Origin of the sequence: Flavobacterium cheongpyeongense (assembly GCF_003202435.1) — a bacterium.
Taxonomy (GTDB): domain Bacteria; phylum Bacteroidota; class Bacteroidia; order Flavobacteriales; family Flavobacteriaceae; genus Flavobacterium; species Flavobacterium cheongpyeongense.
The window spans coordinates 12,231-29,845 of record NZ_QJHK01000012.1; the positions used below are offsets into that span (position 1 = coordinate 12,231).

A 17,615-nucleotide genomic window follows, 5' to 3' on the forward strand; every position below is an offset into this window, starting at 1 on the left:
AAACTGAAAATTGATTTTTGATATTGACCTTTTATTGCAGCTTATTTATTGAGCAATTCCAATATTTTATTTTCAACCTCAGGAGTATTCCAGATGTTTTCGATATTTTCAATTCTTAAAATCTCTTCCATAATTCCATTTTGGAAATCTCCGATTGCCAAAGCTTCTGCATACGGACGATCACTAAATGTTACACGGCTGTAAAGCGGAATCCATTTCTCAGGATATTTATCAGAGAATACTTTTTCGATTTTCTTTTGCAGCAAGAATTTTTCATCGGCAGTTTTTGTACTCATTTCCATAAAATTGCGATATGAAAGCTCTGCAATCGCATCTGCGTTTGGTTTTCGGGAGATCTGATATTCTGAAAAAATGGTTTTCCAGTCATTTCCGTATTTTTGAATCATTTCGTGTAAAACCGTGATATCTTCAAAACCAGCATTCATTCCTTGTCCATAAAAAGGAACAATGGCGTGACAGGCATCACCAATTAAAGCAATTTTATCTTCATACGTCCATGGAAAACATTTCATGGTGACCAAAGTACTGGTTGGATTCTTAAAGAAATCATTTGCTAATTCAGGAATTACTTCAATGGAGTCCGGGAAGTTTTTCGTAAAGAAATCTTCCACCATTTTTCGATCAGTTAATGACGCAAACGAATTTTCTCCTTCAAACGGCATAAATAATGTGCAGGTAAAACTTCCGTCTAAATTAGGAAGTGCAATCAGCATATATTCACCTCGTGGCCAGATATGAAAAGAATTTTTATCCAGTTTATGTGAACCATCTGCATTTGCCGGAATATTCAATTCTTTATACCCCATATTCAAAAATTCCTGCGAATAATTAAACATGCTCTGACGCTGCATTCTGTGACGAATTCTGGAAAAGGCGCCATCCGCTCCAAAAACCATATCATATTTTTTCTCTTCCCACTCCCCTCTTTCTGTTTCACCTATATGTAAAGTTGCATCACTTAGCGTCACATCCCAGATTTTTTCCTCAAAATAAAACTCAGCTCCGGCTTCTTCGGCCAGGTCAATCATTTTACGGTTTAATGTTCCTCTGGAAATCGAATAAATAGACTCGCCTTCCTGCCCATAGTTCTGAAAATTGAGTTTATCGACCAAATGAATGGCACGTTTATCCATCGGGATAGCGATTTCACGAACCGAATCACCTATGTTTACAGCATCTAGTGCTTTCCAGCCCCTGTTTGACATGGCGAGATTAATCGAACGTCCTGAAAAATTTATTTTGCGAATATCAGGGCTACGGTCATAAACATGAACGGTGTGACCTGCTTTTTTAAGATAAATTGCCAATAAGGATCCTACCAGTCCAGAACCTACAACAGCAATTTTTAGTGGAGTTTGCATCAAGAAAAATCTAAATAATAAGGTCGTAAAAATAAGTAATAAATATACAAGAGCTTACAAATAAACCAAATATTTAGCATTCGAGCATACTATTCATCAAAGCATGTCCCGTCAGAAAAAGCCGGGTCGGGCTATTCACTATATCTTTTGCTCCGTTTCTCTTCACAAAAGGATACCGCTGCTATCCCTCATGCGATACTCGTTTTCATAACAAGATCTGGTTTTTAATGATTTATTAAAAATCCGAAAAGAATTAATTTTACTTAAAAAATAGTACTATGAATAGTGAAATATTACAAACAGATATTCTTTTAAGTACATCGATTCTGAAGGAAAAAGTAAAAGATGATGTCTATTACAGTATTATTGCTGAAGAATCGAATAATATTAAAACAAACTACTTTTCTGAATTTATTAAAATGAGTGATGTTTCAAACTAAATAAAAATTCATCTAAGCATTTTTTTGTTACAACTTGTAACGACCGAACCTGATGATCCATCCAAAAAAAATATTATTTTAGTACCTCCAAAATATTTTTTAATACAAAACCACCCTGGTTTACAACGTTGCATCGCCTATGAAAAACATTAAAAAACGAACTCTGTTAATTTTATCACTCCTTATGTTTATACCGTACATTGGTATTTCTCAAAAATACACAACAGCTGTACAAATGCCAACCCAGCAAAATGCAATTATTGTCAATGATATCATCGAAGCAGCGCATTACAAAACTTATTTTGTTGATTATTGTCTAAATAAAATAAACGAAACTGCTAACAAAGAAAAATGGGATGAACAAAAAACAAAGCAAATAACGGAAACCATCAATTTCAGAAACTTTAGAGATGCCGTTTATAATTTATTTGCATTTCATGACGAGATAGAATTAGAAACACTGTTGAAAACCTATCAAAAAGACAAAATATATCAGACTACAAATATCATGACCACTAATAAAGCTCTTAATATTAATCTTGATATATACGCAAGAGATGTCGTGATGGGAAAATACATTCTTGATAAATAAATATAAAGGTTCAGAGTTTTAAAGCCTTTGAACCTTTATAGTACAGATCAAAACTATTTGGTTTTCGGGTTAAAAACTAATTTAGTCGAAGTTTTTAAAATCTCCTCTTTATTCAGTTTCATTTTTCTGAATTTTCCAGCATTATACATTTCTGCCTGATCATCGTAATGTTTACTGAACGGATTTCCGGATTGTCCGGTTGGTAATATGCTCCAGCTGTTTTCTATATCCGAAAAATCAACAACTCTTCTTGTTGATGGCCCTCCTTTTACATAATATTTACCTTCATCATTATATCCAAAAAACTGATTGTTAATTACCTCATTTGATCCCGGAGCAGCGAAAGGCCCAACATTGAATAATCTTCTTAAAGCTGCTACTTTCCCTAAAGGATGTTCGTGTTCTATTGTATGTACTTCTCCCCATGTCCAGTCAGAAATTGTGTTCCCTAATTGTTTCTGAAGGGATGCAATAGTCTGGTGAAATGATTTGGAAACAATATCTTTTCTGGTTTCTTTTACATGCTTAGTTTTGATATTATCCCACCAAACCGAATTTTCATTTTTAATCTGCCTGGCAATAACCTGTTTTCCAAGTGAAACTCCCAAGAACAAATTAAAATTATCTTCTCCCATTTCATCCTCAAACGTATTTCTCAAATACAGATAAATCCATTTGTTATAAATCGTTGGTGCTATATCTTCCACATTAGTAGTTCCTTTCCATGATTTTAAAACACTCACAGCTTCTTTTTCTTTTGCAGAAATTGAATTAAGATCAATATTTAAGATTAAATTCCGAGCCACTTCAACAGCAACATCCGATGTATTATCATAAATCATTTTGCTAATCGCTTCTTTATCCCAGTTTGATTTTCCATCCATTAAGGCAGAAATTCTTTTAGCACGATCCTCAGGCAGATAATATCCCGGATACAAATAACCCTCAACTGCTTGCGGCTGATTATTTGCAGAGTACACATAGCCCCATTTTGGATTCTCAGAAGACGGGTTTTTCGAGAATTCTAAATATTCTACAATATCATCTTTGCCTGTTGAGCCGTCTAAAATGAAATGTGAATTTGCCTCTTTGTTGTGTTTATATAATTTTCCCGTTGCCCACCAGGCCACATTTCCTTTGGCGTCTCCGTACATTACATTCAATCCGGGTGCAGCCACTAATTCAGCAGCTTTTTTAAAACTATCTTTATTTTTAGCATGCGAAAGACCGTAAACTGCATCCAGAATCTGAATGGGCTGCTGGGTAAAAATCCAGGACATTGCAATTGGATTTTTTTCATCAAGTCGTTCCAGCAAATCATTCATAATTGGACCGTGCCTAGTTGATTTAACTGTCAAAATCAGATCTGAACTGTCTTTTACTTTTATTGTTTTCTGTCTGGTTTCATAAGCGGCAAAACCTGTTGGTGTTTGATACAGATCAGAATTTCCTGTTTTGTTTTTTTCTTTATAAAAATCAATATCATCATTCATAAACATGGTTAAGCCGTAAGCATAATTCCGATTGTGAGCCAATAACGGAAATGGCGTTCCTGCTAAATAAAAACCGTATAATTCATGTTCAGCTGTTACCAAATGAGCTTCATACCAAGTACATGGTTGCGAAAACCCGATATGCGGGTCATTGGCAAAAATAACTTTGCCACTTTTTGTTTTAGCAGGTCCGGCTACCCAACTGTTGCTCCCAATAAAAGGCGGAATTGGTGATTTATCCAGTAATGAAGCAACCGATTTTGAAATTCCTGCATATTCCTGGCTATTCTGTTTTGAAATTTTGATTTGTGTGGTATTGAATTCGCCTTCAATACCTAAATCTTTCAAATAAGCTGCTCCATATTTATTTTTAATATCGGTCAGAAGCGGATCTGTTTTTTGCGCCATTGCAAAACTAAAAGCCATGTACCCAAAAATGTTATAAACATCTTTAATGGTAAATTTTTCTTTTTTGACACCAACAAGTGTAAACTCAATTGGCGTAATGCCTTCTTCTAAATACTGATTAATTCCATCAAGATAAGCCAATGTCAATTGGTAGCTTGCACTGGTTTTATCGAGTTTTTCGATCGCTTTAGCCGAAGCTTCCTCAATTCCGATTCCTGCGAAAAATTTATCATTCTTAAGTGCAACTGATCCGAAAATTTCTGACAATCTGCCTGGAGCAATTCTGCGCAGCAATTCCATCTGCCATAACCTTTCCTGTGCATGAACATAACCTAAAGCGGTCATGGCATCTTTTTCAGAATTGGCATAAATATGTGGTATACCGTATTCATCAAAATAAACCGTAGTTTGATTCTGAATATTTTTCAACTCCAATTCGCCTTCATATGTTGGTTTTAAATGAAAAATATATGCACACAAAATGATGCTTACAACAGTAATAAAGGCTAATAAGATCAATAGGAATTTTTTAATTTTTCTCATATCAAAAGGATAACGAATAAAAATGATTCAGCAATAATATAACTAAACGAGATAATCATATAAAGACTGTTGCTTTTTAAAAGCTAAATTTATGTATTTAAAACCAATATGATAAATGTCAATCTATAAAAAAATAGCAATCAGTATCATTTCAGTCTTTATGTTTGTCATTTTAATCAATATTGGCTTCAATTATTGGATTAAAAAACAATTGCCGGTCATTATCCATAAGAAAAACGACACTGCTTACAACATCAATTATGAAAAAATTGAAGTTTCTCTTTTTTCAGGGAATATTTATGTCCAAACCTTATTAGTAAGTCCAAAAAAACAGCCAAAGGACAGCAAAAATGGTCTTTTCTCTAAAATAGAATCCATAACAGTAAAACATTTTAATATTTTGGATCTGGTTTTTCGTGATGTAATTCAGGCGAAAAGTATTATTATCAATAAACCCCGTGTTATTTTATACAAAAAAGGAGAAAAACTTTTGAATAACAGTAAAAGTATTAATAGTGAAATTGTAGATCCTTTCCGAAAAATAATAGCCGTTTCGAATATTTATCTAAATGACGGTACAATTGATGTTGTTTCTTTAGATTCTCAAAAAACAATTTTCAGCGTTAAAAAAATCATCTTTAAACTAGAAGGGATTTTAATAACCTATGCAACCTTAAACGAAAAAATTCCGCTTCATTATAAAAATTATGCTCTGGTCATGAATAATTTATTCTACAGACCAAGTGCTTTTTATCATATTACTATTGGAAAAATCCGTACTGAAAAAAACTTTTTAAAAATTAACAATTTCTCTCATCTCCCACAATTTAAACGACCTGATTTTGTTAAGCGTTTAGACAAGGAAAAGGATATTTATACCCTGAAATTTGATTCAGCCCTAGTGGCGAAAATGAACTGGGGATTTAAAAACGACCGTTTTTTCTTCAAGGCAAATTCGGTCGTAATACATCATTTTGACGCTAACATTTATCGGGGTAAAATGCCAAAAAACGATTTAAGCAAAAAATATCTTTATAATCATTTATTACGAAACATGAAGTTTACGCTTCAAACTGACACTTTACAGGTTTTAAACTCAAAATTGGTTTATGAAGAAGAAATCGATTTTTCTAAAGGTCCAGGAATTTTAAATTTTGATAAACTTAACTTACAGGCTACAAACCTTCAAAGTGGTTTTGGCCTAAAAAAAACAAATGATATTAAGATAAAAGTGAATTGTATTTTCATGAAATCTTCGCCACTAAATGTCGACTGGAGTTTTAATGTTTTGAATAAAAAAGACAGTTTTCATATTCAGGGCTTTATTACCAATTTTGATGTTGCGGCAATGGGAAGATTCAGTAAGCCTTACCTGAATGCTTCCTTTACAGGAGTATTTAATAACTATCGTTTTAATTTTTATGGGAATGATGATACCGCAAAAGGCAATGCATCGCTGAATTATGATGATCTAAAAGTAACGCTTTATAAAAAGAAAAATCCTGAAAAAGAAGCCAAACTAAAAAGCGCTATCGTTAATCTTATTGTCAAAAATGATTCGAAAGACAAAACTAAAACCGCCAATGTTGCACTAAAACGGATTCAGGAAAAATCATTTTATAATTTTTTATGGAGATGCATCGCTGAATCCCTAAAGAAGATATTGATTTAGACAAATGCAATTCCTGACAATTATCAGGTTTTTAAATAAAATATTTCTTTTCATTTGTCTTTATTTTAATTCAAGACAAATGAAAAAAACACCTTTACATACTTTCCATATTCCGGTTATGGGACTCGCATATACTATTGACAGTCCAATTCGGGTGGCACAATATGGCATTTCCTCTGTAATTTCGATTGCTGATGACGATTTAATTGAGAAGATGCGTAATTTTTACAGTACTAAATTCAATATTCCATATGAAGAAATAACGCAAAAGTTACATGATTATCGCGCCGAAAGAATTACATCTTACCTGAATTTAGTTGATAAAATTGTAAAGCAAAAATTTGAAAATTTTAAAGCCGAAATAGCCGAAAGCAGAACAGCATTGGATAATTTTATATCAATGCTTCCCAATACGTCTGACATCAAAAAAGGTTTTCAGAATTTGCTTGAAGACGGAATTTCATTCAGAGATAACATTCAAAACTATATTGAATCACATCTTTTCCCCGGAGAAATAGACGTAAACATCATGACCAAACTTGACAAAGATAATTTCGTCAAAAATAAACAACTTCCTGTTGAATTCAATGATGCTCATGCGGCTTTAAGAGGTTTTGCAAACAGCAATCTTGAATCTTCTGTTGTTCTTTCGGCCGGAATGAATCCCAGGTTATACAGTTATTTTGAAAATTTCAGTGATTTTTTTCCTGATGAAAACAATCGGCTACGAAAAAAAATCACTTTAAAGGTCAGTGATTTTCGATCAGCAATGATTCAGGGGAATTTTTTAGCTAAAAAGGGACTTTGGGTATCCGAATACAGAATTGAATCCGGATTGAACTGCGGTGGTCATGCCTTTGCTACCGACGGGTTTTTAATAGGTACTATTCTGGAAGAATTCAAACAAAAAAAAGGACAATTAATTCAGTCAGCCTATGACTTAATGGTAAAAGCACTACAACAAAAAAACATGCATTTTCCTGAAAAACCTTTAGCCATTAAAATTACAGTTCAGGGTGGTGTCGGAACTTCAGAAGAACATGAGTTTTTATTAGACGAATATAAAGTTGATTCCGTGGGATGGGGTTCGCCTTTTTTATTGGTACCGGAAGCTACTTCTGTCGACATAGTGACCCGAAATTTATTGATAAATGCTAAAGAAGATGATTTTTATCTGAGTAATATTTCACCCTTGGGGGTTCCTTTTAATACTTTAAAAGGAACAAGCAATGAATTTTTCAGGCAGAAACGTATTCAGGAAAACAAAGCCGGAAGTTCATGTCCCAAGAAGTTTTTAGCACTAAGCAAGGAATACGATTCACAGGGAATTTGTACAGCAGCTAAAAAATATCAGGATATAAAGCTGGAAGAATTAGAAAACAGGAAAGATAGCATATCCATTCAGGAATTTGAAAAAAGTAAAATCAAAATCACCGAAAAGTCCTGTTTGTGTGTTGGTTTGGCAAATGCTGCTTATTTAGAAAATGATATCCAAATAAAAGGACAGGCACAGGGTGTTGTAATTTGTCCAGGACCTAATATGGCTTATTTTGATCAGGAAGTTCCACTCAAGGATATGTTACAGCACATTTATGGAAATAAATCTATTTTGAGAAATGCTACCCGTCCTAATATCTTTATCAAAGAATTGAAAATGTATATTGATTATTTTAGAAATGAAATTGAAAATATTACTGAAGAAATGACTGTTTCACAGCTTAAAAAATGGAATACTTTTAAAAGTAATCTTTTTGACGGAATAGCTTATTATCAAAACTTACTGGACTCAACATTTTATTTTAAAAACGAAAAAAGCCTAATAAAAAACGAACTTGAATTGTATAAAACAGCATTGACTCAGATTAAAATCTAATCCTAAAAATGCTAAACTTAAAGCCCCGGACTCACAATTTGAATCCGGGGCTTTTGTATTATTTAAGATTATTCCTTTTTCTTTTTCTCACTGTCAATAATAGCTCCCGTACCCGTTCCTATGGCTGCTCCCGCCAAACCTCCAATAATAGCACCCTCACCTTTTTTCTTGCTGACTACTGCGCCTGTTATAGCACCAACACCAGCTCCAATTACAGCACCTTTGGCAGTAGTACTCCAGTCTTTCTTTTTAGCAGTGGCTACGGTAGTTGTTCCATCTTGCTGTACTAAAACCACTTTTTGAGCTTTTTCTTTTTGAGCTTCCGATTTTGTTTTTTCTTCTTCCAGATTAGCCGTCTCGGTTTTCATTGAATCAATGAATCTTTGCTTCTTTATTTCAATTTTCATCGAATCGATACTGGCTTGTTTTGCTTTATCTATGGCTTCTTTATCTTGATTTTGACAAGAAACTAAAAATATTGCTGCTAATAATAAGCCTTTCATGATGGTAATTTTTAAATTGTACACTACAAATTACAGAATATCCTGAGAGCATATTATTACAACATTTTTCTAAAAGTTTATAAAATTAAAAGTTAGGCACTTTATATGAAAAATACTTACTTCCCTAAAATTCCTTTTTTAAGTATTTGACCAAAATCATACATATCTTCAAAAGAACAATACAAAGGAACTGGTGCCAGACGAATCACATTTGGCTCACGCCAGTCTGTAATCACTCCGTTTTTCATTAAATAATCAAATAGGTTTCTTCCTTCTCCGTGTAAAAAAACAGATAGCTGACATGCTCTTTCTGCAGGATTTGAAGGTGTAATAATTTCGAAAGTACTATCTACCTCCTTATCAATTTCATGAAGAATAAATTCCAGGTACGATGTAATCTGATCCCGTTTTGCAATTAAAGCATCCATTCCAACTTCGGCAAACATTTCTACAGAAGCTAAATAAGGAGCCAATGAAAGTACCGGTAAATTACTAATCTGCCAGCCTCCTGCACCTTTTACAGGATCGAAATCAGGCTCCATTTTAAAACGACGCTCTTTATTGTGTCCCCACCATCCTGCAAATCTTGGCAAATCAGCATTATGATGTTTTTCGTGAACAAAACAACCGGAAGCATTTCCCGGTCCTGAATTCATGTATTTATAACTGCACCAGGCAGCAAAATCTACATTCCAGTCATGAAGTTCTAATTTAATATTTCCGGCTGCGTGTGCCAAATCCCAGCCTACTTTTGCACCAGCCTTATGTCCGGCTGCTGTAATAGTTTTAATATCAAAAACCTGTCCTGTATAATAATTTACGCCTCCAATTAAAACTAATGCCAGTTCCTCCCCCACTTCTTCGATTTTTGCCAGTACATCTTCAAGACGAATATTGTGTTCCCCTTCTCTGCGTTTAATCTCTACGATTGCATCTTCCGGTTTATACCCGTGAAAATCTACCTGACTCTGAAACATATACTGATCGGATGGAAATGCTTTTTCCTCACAGATAATTTTATACCGTGTTTGTGTTGGCTGATAAAAAGATACCATCAGTAAGTGAAGGTTTACGGTCAAAGTATTCATAACCGTTATTTCTGAAGGCAGTGCGCCAACAATTTTACTCAAAGGTTCGGGAAACCGCTCCTGATAATCCCACCATGGTTTTTCAGCATAAAAATGACCTTCTACTGCAAGACCTGCCCAGTCATTCATTATTTCATCAATATAGGATTTGGTTCTTTTTGGCTGTAATCCTAAAGAGTTTCCTGTAAAATAAATAACACGCTTGCCATTTACTTTAGGAAAAATAAATTGATCCTGATAGTGATTTAAAAGATCTTGTGAATCGAGTTGTTTTGCGAATTCGCGTGTATTTTGAAAAGTCATTGTTTTTGTTTTGAATGCTAAAATAACAAATTTTGTTTGGTTTGTTTGAATTTTCAGGTTTCAAGTTTAAAGTTGCCTTCTAACGTGAAACCTCGAACATGAAACATGAAACCATTAAAACCAGAAAACCCGACAGTTTCTAAAAAACTATCGGGTTCATATATTGAAAATTAATTCCGATTAAAGAATTAACATGGCATCTCCGTAAGAGTAAAACTTGTATCCTTCTTTGATTGCTTCATCATATGCTTTTTTCATTAAATCATGTCCACAAAAAGCTGAAATCATCATTAATAATGTTGATTTTGGGGTATGGAAGTTTGTAATCATGCAATTTGCAATGCTAAAATCATGAGGAGGAAAAATAAATTTATTTGTCCATCCTTCATATGGATTTAAAGTACTTTGTGAAGACACAGAACTTTCGATAGCACGCATTGAAGTAGTCCCAACAGCACAAATACGTTTTTTCTTTCCTTTTGCTTCATTCACAATATCACAGGCTTCCTGTTTAATGATCAACTCCTCAGAATCCATTTTGTGTTTTGATAAATCTTCAACCTCAACTGGGTTAAAAGTACCAAGACCAACGTGAAGTGTTACTTCTGCAAAATTTACACCTTTTATTTCCAGTTTTTTCAAAAGATGTTTTGAGAAATGTAAACCAGCAGTTGGTGCTGCTACAGCTCCTTCTTCTTTTGCGTAAATAGTCTGGTATCTTTCTGCATCTTCAGCAGTAACCTCTCTGTTGATGTATTTCGGAATTGGAGTTTCTCCCAATTCTGTCAGTTTATTTCTGAATTCTTCATAAGAACCGTCATATAAAAAACGTAAGGTTCTTCCACGAGAAGTTGTGTTATCAATTACCTCAGCAACTAATGAATCATCATCACCAAAATAAAGTTTGTTACCAATTCTGATTTTACGTGCCGGATCAACCAAAACATCCCAAAGACGTTGCTCAGAATTTAATTCTCTCAATAAGAAAACTTCAATTCTTGCGCCTGTTTTTTCTTTGTTTCCATACAAACGGGCAGGAAAAACTTTTGTATTGTTAAGTATCAAAACGTCTCCGTCATCAAAATAATTGATAACATCCTTAAACATTTTATGTTCTATTGTTTGTTTTTTTCGGTCGATTACCATTAAACGAGACTCATCTCTGTTTTCTGCTGGAAATTCTGCTAAAAGTTCTTTCGGTAAATTGAAATTGAAGTGTGATAATTTCATATTGGAATATAAGATTTTAAAATATCTATTTTAGATTTATGTATCTAAAAATTTAAATCGCCTGCAAATATACGATTGTGAGATAGGCGTTGTCAAGTGTTTTACTGTTTATTTTCAAAAGTCGTTGATTTAGTGATGTTTCAGCTACATCGAAAACGTTTTTTTCTACCATATAAGTTATATAAGTTCATTTAATTTGAATTCTTGAATATTACTGCGTGCTTTTTGTTTGCCTAAAGCCGAAAAACCAATCATAAAAAAACCTCCTGTTGAAACTGGAGGCAATTTATTTTAAAGTTCAACATTTAGAGATTCAGCTTAAATGAACTTATATAACTTATATGTTTCAAAAACTTTACAGTTCTGATATTTTAAAATTTAATTCTTTTAAATCATTCCAAAAATCCGGATATGATTTTGAAACTACCTCGGCATTTTCGATAATAATTGGCACTTTTAATGCTAAAGGAGCAAATGCCATCGCCATACGGTGATCATTATAAGTTGCAATTTTCACATTTTGATTAATTGTATCAGAAAGATCTAAAGTCAGACTATCATTGGTTACCGAAATATTGGCTCCTAATTTTGTAAGCTCTATTCTAAGAGCCTCAAGTCTGTCTGTTTCTTTGATTTTTAAAGTGTGTAGTCCTGTTAAATGACAGCCAATTCCTAAACCTAAACAGGTTACCACAATAGTTTGTGCAATATCAGGAGTGTTATTCAGATCAAAATTTACGGTTTCTAATTTAAAATCTGGCTGTTTTACCAAAGTCATTCTATTTCCCTCGAAAGCAGTTTTAACACCCATTTTTTCATAAATAGAAACCAATGCAGAATCTCCCTGCAAACTATTTTCTTTATAACTGCTCAAAGTTATAGATGCTGTATCAGCCAAAGCAACCAGGCTAAAGAAATAGGAAGCAGAACTCCAGTCAGATTCTACTACCATTGCTTTGGAAACAACAGTTTCTTTTGGGTAAACTTTAATTACATTTCCTTCAAAACTGGTTTGAATATCCAGATCATTCAGTAAAGCCAAAGTCATTTTGATATAAGGAACCGAGGTAATTTCTCCTTCTAATGTAAGTTCTAAACCATTTTCTAATTTTGAAGCCACTAATAAAAGTGCCGAAATATACTGACTGCTTACATTTGCTGCCAAAGTTACTTTTGAAGCGGTCACTTTTTTTCCTTTGATTCTGATTGGCGGATATCCTTCTTCTTTTTCATAAGATATTTCAACTCCCAACTGTGCCAAAGCTTCCACGAGAATTTTAATGGGGCGTTCCTGCATTCTGCCTGAACCTGTCATCACTACTTCGCTCCCTTCGTTAACAGCAAAATATGCTGTTAAGAATCTCATTGCTGTTCCGGCGTGATGAATATCTACAATCCTGTCACTACCTACAAGGGCTTTTTGCATTACCTCGCTGTCATCAGAATTAGAAGTATTGGCAAGTGTTATATTTGGAAACAGCGCCTTTAACAATAATAAACGATTGGTTTCGCTTTTTGATCCTGTAACTGCAATTTGACCTTGTAAATTTTTATGATTGGTTTGAAGTAATAAATTCATTTTTTTAATTGTAAGTTGTAAATTATGAATTAGGAATGATTAGAACCGTAATTCAGGCTCGCAATTTACCACTCCCTGTTCATAATTCAAAATTCAAAACTCATAATTCAAAACTTATGAGTGATATTTCACAATTATTTTAATTTATCGTTGTTTTTATGGCGATCCTTATCGCGAACCGACTTTAAATCCATTTTTTTGTCAAAAGCAGCCTGCAAATCAATACCGGTTTGATTGGCTAAACATAAAACCACAAAGACAACATCAGCCAGTTCTTCGCCTAAATCTTTATTTTTATCACTTTCTTTTTCGGATTGTTCCCCGTATCTGCGGGCAATTATCCGGGCAACTTCACCTACTTCTTCTGTAAGCTGAGCCATATTGGTTAATTCATTAAAGTAGCGGACACCGTGTTCCTTTATCCAGGTGTCTACGTCAAGCTGGGCATTTTTTAAATCCATTGTTATATTTTTTTAAGAACAATTTTTTCATTTTGGCTTATAATCGCTTTCTGAAAAAGATTTTTTAAGACTTCATATTCATCTGCTGCAAAAGTACTCTTGTTTATTTCTCTTGAACTGGTTATTTGAATATTGTTTTGTTCATTCGCAATATTCAATAAAAATACTATTTGTTTATCTTCAGACGAGATACGTACAGGCTTGGGCATTGATTCTACGCTATATCCATCAGGAATTTGTAAGCTCAAATTGATTTTTTCCTGTAATGGATATCCAAAATAAATAGCCATTTGTCTTTTTTCCTGAGTAAAAGGATTTTTGGATTTTGTAAAAAACAATAAAGGATTAATAAATATTTTACCTCCTATGATTTCTGATTGATTATCTGTTACAAAATTAAATGTTTCAAGAACCGGATCTGAAAATTTTGCATTTTTATTTTCTGCAGTATAATCTGAAATTTTCACTCCTCCTAATTTTTCCTCTAATGTTTCAAGATAATTTTCGAGATTTTTATTGGTATTACGAATCCTGAAATTGTATGCTTCATATTTTGTTTTCTGTACTCTGATTGTTCCTTTGATCTTTCCAGAACTATCTATTTTTGCCAATACATTAGAAGCTTCAATGGATACATTTTGAGGATTTAGATCTATTTCTTCTGAAGTTCCGTCTTTTTTAATAAGTCTTCCTTTCCAGTTTAAAACATTTAAAGGCAAAATCCCTGGTGTTGTAAATTTATGAGAAGCATCCAGCAGTATTTGCTTTCCATCAATTTCAGCTGCAGCAATAACATAATTAAAACCTGTTCTTGTTGGATAAACAGGTACGCCATTTTCTAATGTACTTACCAAAACCGGATTAGCAACTATTCCGCCCAATTTCAACATATTGATTAAAATAAAATTGATTTCGGCTACATTACCGGTTTGAGCAGTATATGCTTTTATAACACCTACATCAGTATAATAACCATTTTCTTCATTCCAATTCATTTTGTTTTGAACGAATTGAAAAATAGTATTTATTTTTTCGTTTTGTGATGCTACATTGGTCAATAAGCGCTTTACATCCTCTGCTAAAAAATTAAACTCGGTAAGTTCTTTTCCGAATTTTTGTTCCTTAAAAATTGTTGTTGCAACACCTTCCCAAGTAACCGAATAATCTTTAACAGGCTGTTCCGGCATGCGAACCCTTTCCAGCTCCTGATTAATAGATCCTTTGTAATTCTCTACATTATTTATATACGGTTCATCAACCAAAGCCGGAATATTCCTGCCCGAGTAAAAGGAATTAATCTGAGTATATGTCAATGTTCTGCTTTGGTTATATTCATTTTCATAATTTTGGTTACCGCTGGCTAATTTAAAATCTGATTCTACAGGCAGGTTTCCAATTAAAATTGGTTTATAAATATAATACTCAGGAATTTCTGTTTTGTATTCGAAATAGTTTACAGGAATCCTGTATTGAATGTCAAAATCCGGAAGTTTAACAATATTCTCTGATTTCAGAATATATTTATATTCTATGACAGAACCAACTTTAACGTTAGGGAGCGTAATAATTCTTTCGTTCCAGTATTTGTTTACGTTTTTCTTAAACTCTCCCTGATTATTGAGTTTTGTTTTAACAATTGATCCCTTTTCAAGATTGTACGTTACCGCGTCAGAAAATTCTACCTTATCCTTATCCAGATCTTCATATCCTACATAAAATCGTACCTTTTGGTTAGCCCAGCTGAGTCCTTCTTTTTTATAAATTTTAATTTTAAATTCATAAACGTTATTTGCCGAAAAACCGCTTTTTAGATTATACGTAAAAAAAGTCCTCCCTTTTTTAAATAATATTGTTGCAGGAGCTGTAGTATCTTTGGGGTTAAATTTTTCTTCCAATTCAGCAATCGTTACTTTACCTAACTCGTAATTCTGGGCTTTTGTCTTAATAAAAACAAAAATGAATACTATTGAAATAACTATTGTACGCAATGTCATTTTTAAATTTTCTTTAAAACAATCTTCTCACTTTCTTTTGCAATCATGGCTTTGTAATACTCTTTAAGCATTTCATATTGATGTGTTGACACAATCGCTTCATTAATTTGATGTGAAATAACCATTTGAAGTGTATTTTCGCTAACAGCAATATTAAATTTGAAAGAACCTAAGTTATCTTCCATGTTCATGACAGCCGGAACTGGTAATGTTTCAACAGTAAATCCATCCGGGATCTTGATTGTTATATTGTATTTATCCAAAAATGGGAATCCAAAATCAACTGGATATTCTCTGGTTTCCTGATTAAAAGGATTTTTTTCATTGGTAAAAAACAACATTGGGCTAAAATAAATTTTCCCTCCAATTACTTCACATAAATTATTTCCTGTAAATGAATAGGTTTCTACAATAGGCATCATGATTTCTTTTTCGTTTGTTCTTGCATAATCGCTGATCTCTATTTTATTGTTTTGGTTTTCCAGTTTTTCTAAATACTCATCTTCTTTGATACCAAATATATTCTCTCTGGTGATCATCGCATTATAATCACTGCATTGTCTTCGTGTTTGTCCTGTAACCTTACCATCTGAATCAATATTATACGTCAAAAAAACAATATCATTTGATGTTTTTTTAGGCATTAGGTCAATCTCTTCTGATGTTCCGTCCTTTCTTATTAATCTTCCAAGCCAATTTAAAGTTCTAAATGGCAATACATTGGGCATAGAAAATTTATCCGAAGCATCTAAGAGAATGTATCCTTTCTCTGTTTCAACTGCTGCAATTACATAGTTATACGCAGTTCTGTTAGGAAATAATGCCACTCCGTTAGATCTGGTACTAACTAAAACCGGATTTGCAGTTAATCCTGCATAACGCAGCATGGCAGTAAGCATTAAATTTATCTCTGCAATATTTCCTGATTTTTCCTGATAGGCTTTACGTACTCCTTTATCACAACTGTAACCATAATATTTATCCCATTTAACATTTGATTTAACATGATTTAAAATAACTACTATTTTTTCTTCAGGTTTTGTTATTCCTGCAAGTAATGCTTTTAAATCGTCTTCAAAATATCCTGTCTTATTCAATTCAGGACCAAAATCATCATACTCATAAATGGTCTTCGCTACTGAATTCCAATCTGTAGAAAAAGTTTTAATTGGACTATTCGGAAACTTAACCATTGAAAGTTCCTGCTCCAAACTGGAAGTATAATTGTCTATGTTATTAACAAATGACTCCTCTTTCATCGCTGGCAAATCTTCAGCGATATAAGTAGTTTTTGCTTCGATATAATCTATTTTATCCTGAGAATACTCTGTTCTTGTTGCACCTCCTCCAAATCCTCCTGTTGAATATCTTTCTTTTGAGTTTATCAGGATTGATTTATTGTTTTTTTCTGGAGTAACTTTAGGAAACACATATCCCTTTTGTCTGACATTAAAAATATAATATTCAGGAATTTGGGTTACAAACTCAGAATAATTTACCGGAATACTCGTTTGAAAAGCCCATTCTCGCATCATTCCAATGTTTGATGTTCTAATTGTGTAACTAAATTCCAATACAGAACCTTCTTTTACATTTGGCATTGTAATTTTTTTTCTGGCTCTGTATTTATTTACCTCTTCATTAAAAACACCGTCACTTTTCAGTTTTGTTTTTTCAACTTTTCCATTTACTAAATTAAAAGTATTGACATCCGAAAAATCAACTTTTTCTCTTGAATCATTGCTTCCAATATAATAGACCACACTCTGGTTTGCCCAATCATATCCCTCCTTTTTATAAATTTTGATACGTGTATCTACTTTTGTCATTAAAAAGAACCCGTCCTGATCATTATACTCGATGGTGGCTGTACCCTTTTTATATAATATTGCTGCTACTGCTGATGAATCTTTTGGATGTGTTTTTTGCTCTAATTCTGCAATAGAGACTTTTCCTAATTTAAATTCCTGTGCATTTGCCTGGGTAAGAATAAAAAGCACAAATAAGAAACTAAAAAAATTAATGAATTTCATTTGGTTTGGGTTTTGACTGAT

13 protein-coding genes are annotated in these 17,615 nt (G+C 33.2%); 4 read left to right on the forward strand and 9 right to left on the reverse strand.

Annotated features, from left to right (window positions below; translation table 11 throughout):
* Window positions 1-41 precede the first annotated feature (41 nt).
* The gene (locus DMB65_RS13685) at window positions 42-1,382 is read right to left on the reverse strand and encodes an FAD-dependent oxidoreductase (RefSeq protein ID WP_110307205.1); all 1,341 of its coding nucleotides are present in this window, start codon (window positions 1,380-1,382) and stop codon (window positions 42-44) included.
* 278 nt (window positions 1,383-1,660) lie between these two features.
* Here DMB65_RS13685 and DMB65_RS22160 point away from each other — a divergent pair, with 278 nt between their 5' ends.
* Both DMB65_RS22160 and DMB65_RS13690 read left to right on the forward strand, forming a co-directional pair.
* Window positions 1,661-1,822, forward strand: a complete 162-nt coding sequence (locus DMB65_RS22160) for a hypothetical protein (RefSeq protein WP_165834939.1) — start codon at window positions 1,661-1,663, stop codon at window positions 1,820-1,822.
* Window positions 1,823-2,006: 184 nt separating this feature from the next.
* The gene (locus tag DMB65_RS13690) at window positions 2,007-2,414 is read left to right on the forward strand and encodes a hypothetical protein (RefSeq protein ID WP_230470682.1); all 408 of its coding nucleotides are present in this window, start codon (window positions 2,007-2,009) and stop codon (window positions 2,412-2,414) included.
* A 53-nt stretch (window positions 2,415-2,467) separates the two neighbouring features.
* Here DMB65_RS13690 and DMB65_RS13695 read toward each other — a convergent pair whose 3' ends face one another.
* A complete protein-coding gene (locus DMB65_RS13695) occupies window positions 2,468-4,858 on the reverse strand; it encodes a penicillin acylase family protein (RefSeq protein ID WP_110307207.1) in 2,391 nt (796 codons plus the stop codon).
* A gap of 115 nt (window positions 4,859-4,973) precedes the next feature.
* On the opposite strand from DMB65_RS13695, the gene DMB65_RS13700 reads away from it, so the two are divergent.
* Both DMB65_RS13700 and DMB65_RS13705 read left to right on the forward strand, forming a co-directional pair.
* Window positions 4,974-6,530, forward strand: a complete 1,557-nt coding sequence (locus tag DMB65_RS13700; protein WP_110307208.1) for a hypothetical protein — start codon at window positions 4,974-4,976, stop codon at window positions 6,528-6,530.
* 79 nt (window positions 6,531-6,609) lie between these two features.
* Complete coding sequence (locus DMB65_RS13705; RefSeq protein ID WP_110307209.1) at window positions 6,610-8,403, forward strand: hypothetical protein; 1,794 nt, start codon at window positions 6,610-6,612, stop codon at window positions 8,401-8,403.
* A 68-nt stretch (window positions 8,404-8,471) separates the two neighbouring features.
* On the opposite strand, the gene DMB65_RS13710 is transcribed toward DMB65_RS13705, so the two are convergent.
* The 7 genes from DMB65_RS13710 to DMB65_RS13740 form a co-directional block, all read right to left on the reverse strand.
* On the reverse strand, window positions 8,472-8,906 hold the full coding sequence (locus DMB65_RS13710; RefSeq protein WP_110307210.1) for a YMGG-like glycine zipper-containing protein: 435 nt from the start codon (window positions 8,904-8,906) through the stop codon (window positions 8,472-8,474).
* Between the two features lie 116 nt (window positions 8,907-9,022).
* On the reverse strand, window positions 9,023-10,297 hold the full coding sequence (gene kynU, locus DMB65_RS13715) for a kynureninase (protein ID WP_110307211.1): 1,275 nt from the start codon (window positions 10,295-10,297) through the stop codon (window positions 9,023-9,025).
* Window positions 10,298-10,477: 180 nt separating this feature from the next.
* On the reverse strand, window positions 10,478-11,527 hold the full coding sequence (gene queA / locus DMB65_RS13720; RefSeq protein ID WP_110307212.1) for a tRNA preQ1(34) S-adenosylmethionine ribosyltransferase-isomerase QueA: 1,050 nt from the start codon (window positions 11,525-11,527) through the stop codon (window positions 10,478-10,480).
* A 355-nt stretch (window positions 11,528-11,882) separates the two neighbouring features.
* Window positions 11,883-13,106, reverse strand: a complete 1,224-nt coding sequence (gene aroA / locus DMB65_RS13725; RefSeq protein ID WP_110307213.1) for a 3-phosphoshikimate 1-carboxyvinyltransferase — start codon at window positions 13,104-13,106, stop codon at window positions 11,883-11,885.
* A 134-nt stretch (window positions 13,107-13,240) separates the two neighbouring features.
* On the reverse strand, window positions 13,241-13,567 hold the full coding sequence (locus DMB65_RS13730; RefSeq protein WP_012022600.1) for a nucleotide pyrophosphohydrolase: 327 nt from the start codon (window positions 13,565-13,567) through the stop codon (window positions 13,241-13,243).
* Between the two features lie 2 nt (window positions 13,568-13,569).
* Window positions 13,570-15,561: a DUF3857 domain-containing protein gene (locus DMB65_RS13735; protein ID WP_110307214.1), complete on the reverse strand. Its 1,992-nt coding sequence runs from the start codon at window positions 15,559-15,561 to the stop codon at window positions 13,570-13,572.
* A gap of 2 nt (window positions 15,562-15,563) precedes the next feature.
* Complete coding sequence (locus tag DMB65_RS13740; RefSeq protein WP_110307215.1) at window positions 15,564-17,594, reverse strand: DUF3857 domain-containing protein; 2,031 nt, start codon at window positions 17,592-17,594, stop codon at window positions 15,564-15,566.
* Window positions 17,595-17,615 lie beyond the last annotated feature (21 nt).

Coding starts and splice junctions, on each gene's coding strand:
- DMB65_RS13710 (WP_110307210.1), bottom strand. CDS start 8,906: ATGAAAGGCTTATTATTAGCAGCAATATTTTTAGTTTCTTGTCAAAAT.
- DMB65_RS13700 (WP_110307208.1), top strand. CDS start 4,974: ATGTCAATCTATAAAAAAATAGCAATCAGTATCATTTCAGTCTTTATG.
- DMB65_RS13695 (WP_110307207.1), bottom strand. CDS start 4,858: ATGAGAAAAATTAAAAAATTCCTATTGATCTTATTAGCCTTTATTACT.
- DMB65_RS13685 (WP_110307205.1), bottom strand. CDS start 1,382: ATGCAAACTCCACTAAAAATTGCTGTTGTAGGTTCTGGACTGGTAGGA.
- DMB65_RS13730 (WP_012022600.1), bottom strand. CDS start 13,567: ATGGATTTAAAAAATGCCCAGCTTGACGTAGACACCTGGATAAAGGAA.
- DMB65_RS13705 (WP_110307209.1), top strand. CDS start 6,610: ATGAAAAAAACACCTTTACATACTTTCCATATTCCGGTTATGGGACTC.
- queA (WP_110307212.1), bottom strand. CDS start 11,527: ATGAAATTATCACACTTCAATTTCAATTTACCGAAAGAACTTTTAGCA.
- DMB65_RS13740 (WP_110307215.1), bottom strand. CDS start 17,594: ATGAAATTCATTAATTTTTTTAGTTTCTTATTTGTGCTTTTTATTCTT.
- DMB65_RS13735 (WP_110307214.1), bottom strand. CDS start 15,561: ATGACATTGCGTACAATAGTTATTTCAATAGTATTCATTTTTGTTTTT.
- aroA (WP_110307213.1), bottom strand. CDS start 13,106: ATGAATTTATTACTTCAAACCAATCATAAAAATTTACAAGGTCAAATT.
- DMB65_RS22160 (WP_165834939.1), top strand. CDS start 1,661: ATGAATAGTGAAATATTACAAACAGATATTCTTTTAAGTACATCGATT.
- kynU (WP_110307211.1), bottom strand. CDS start 10,297: ATGACTTTTCAAAATACACGCGAATTCGCAAAACAACTCGATTCACAA.
- DMB65_RS13690 (WP_230470682.1), top strand. CDS start 2,007: ATGTTTATACCGTACATTGGTATTTCTCAAAAATACACAACAGCTGTA.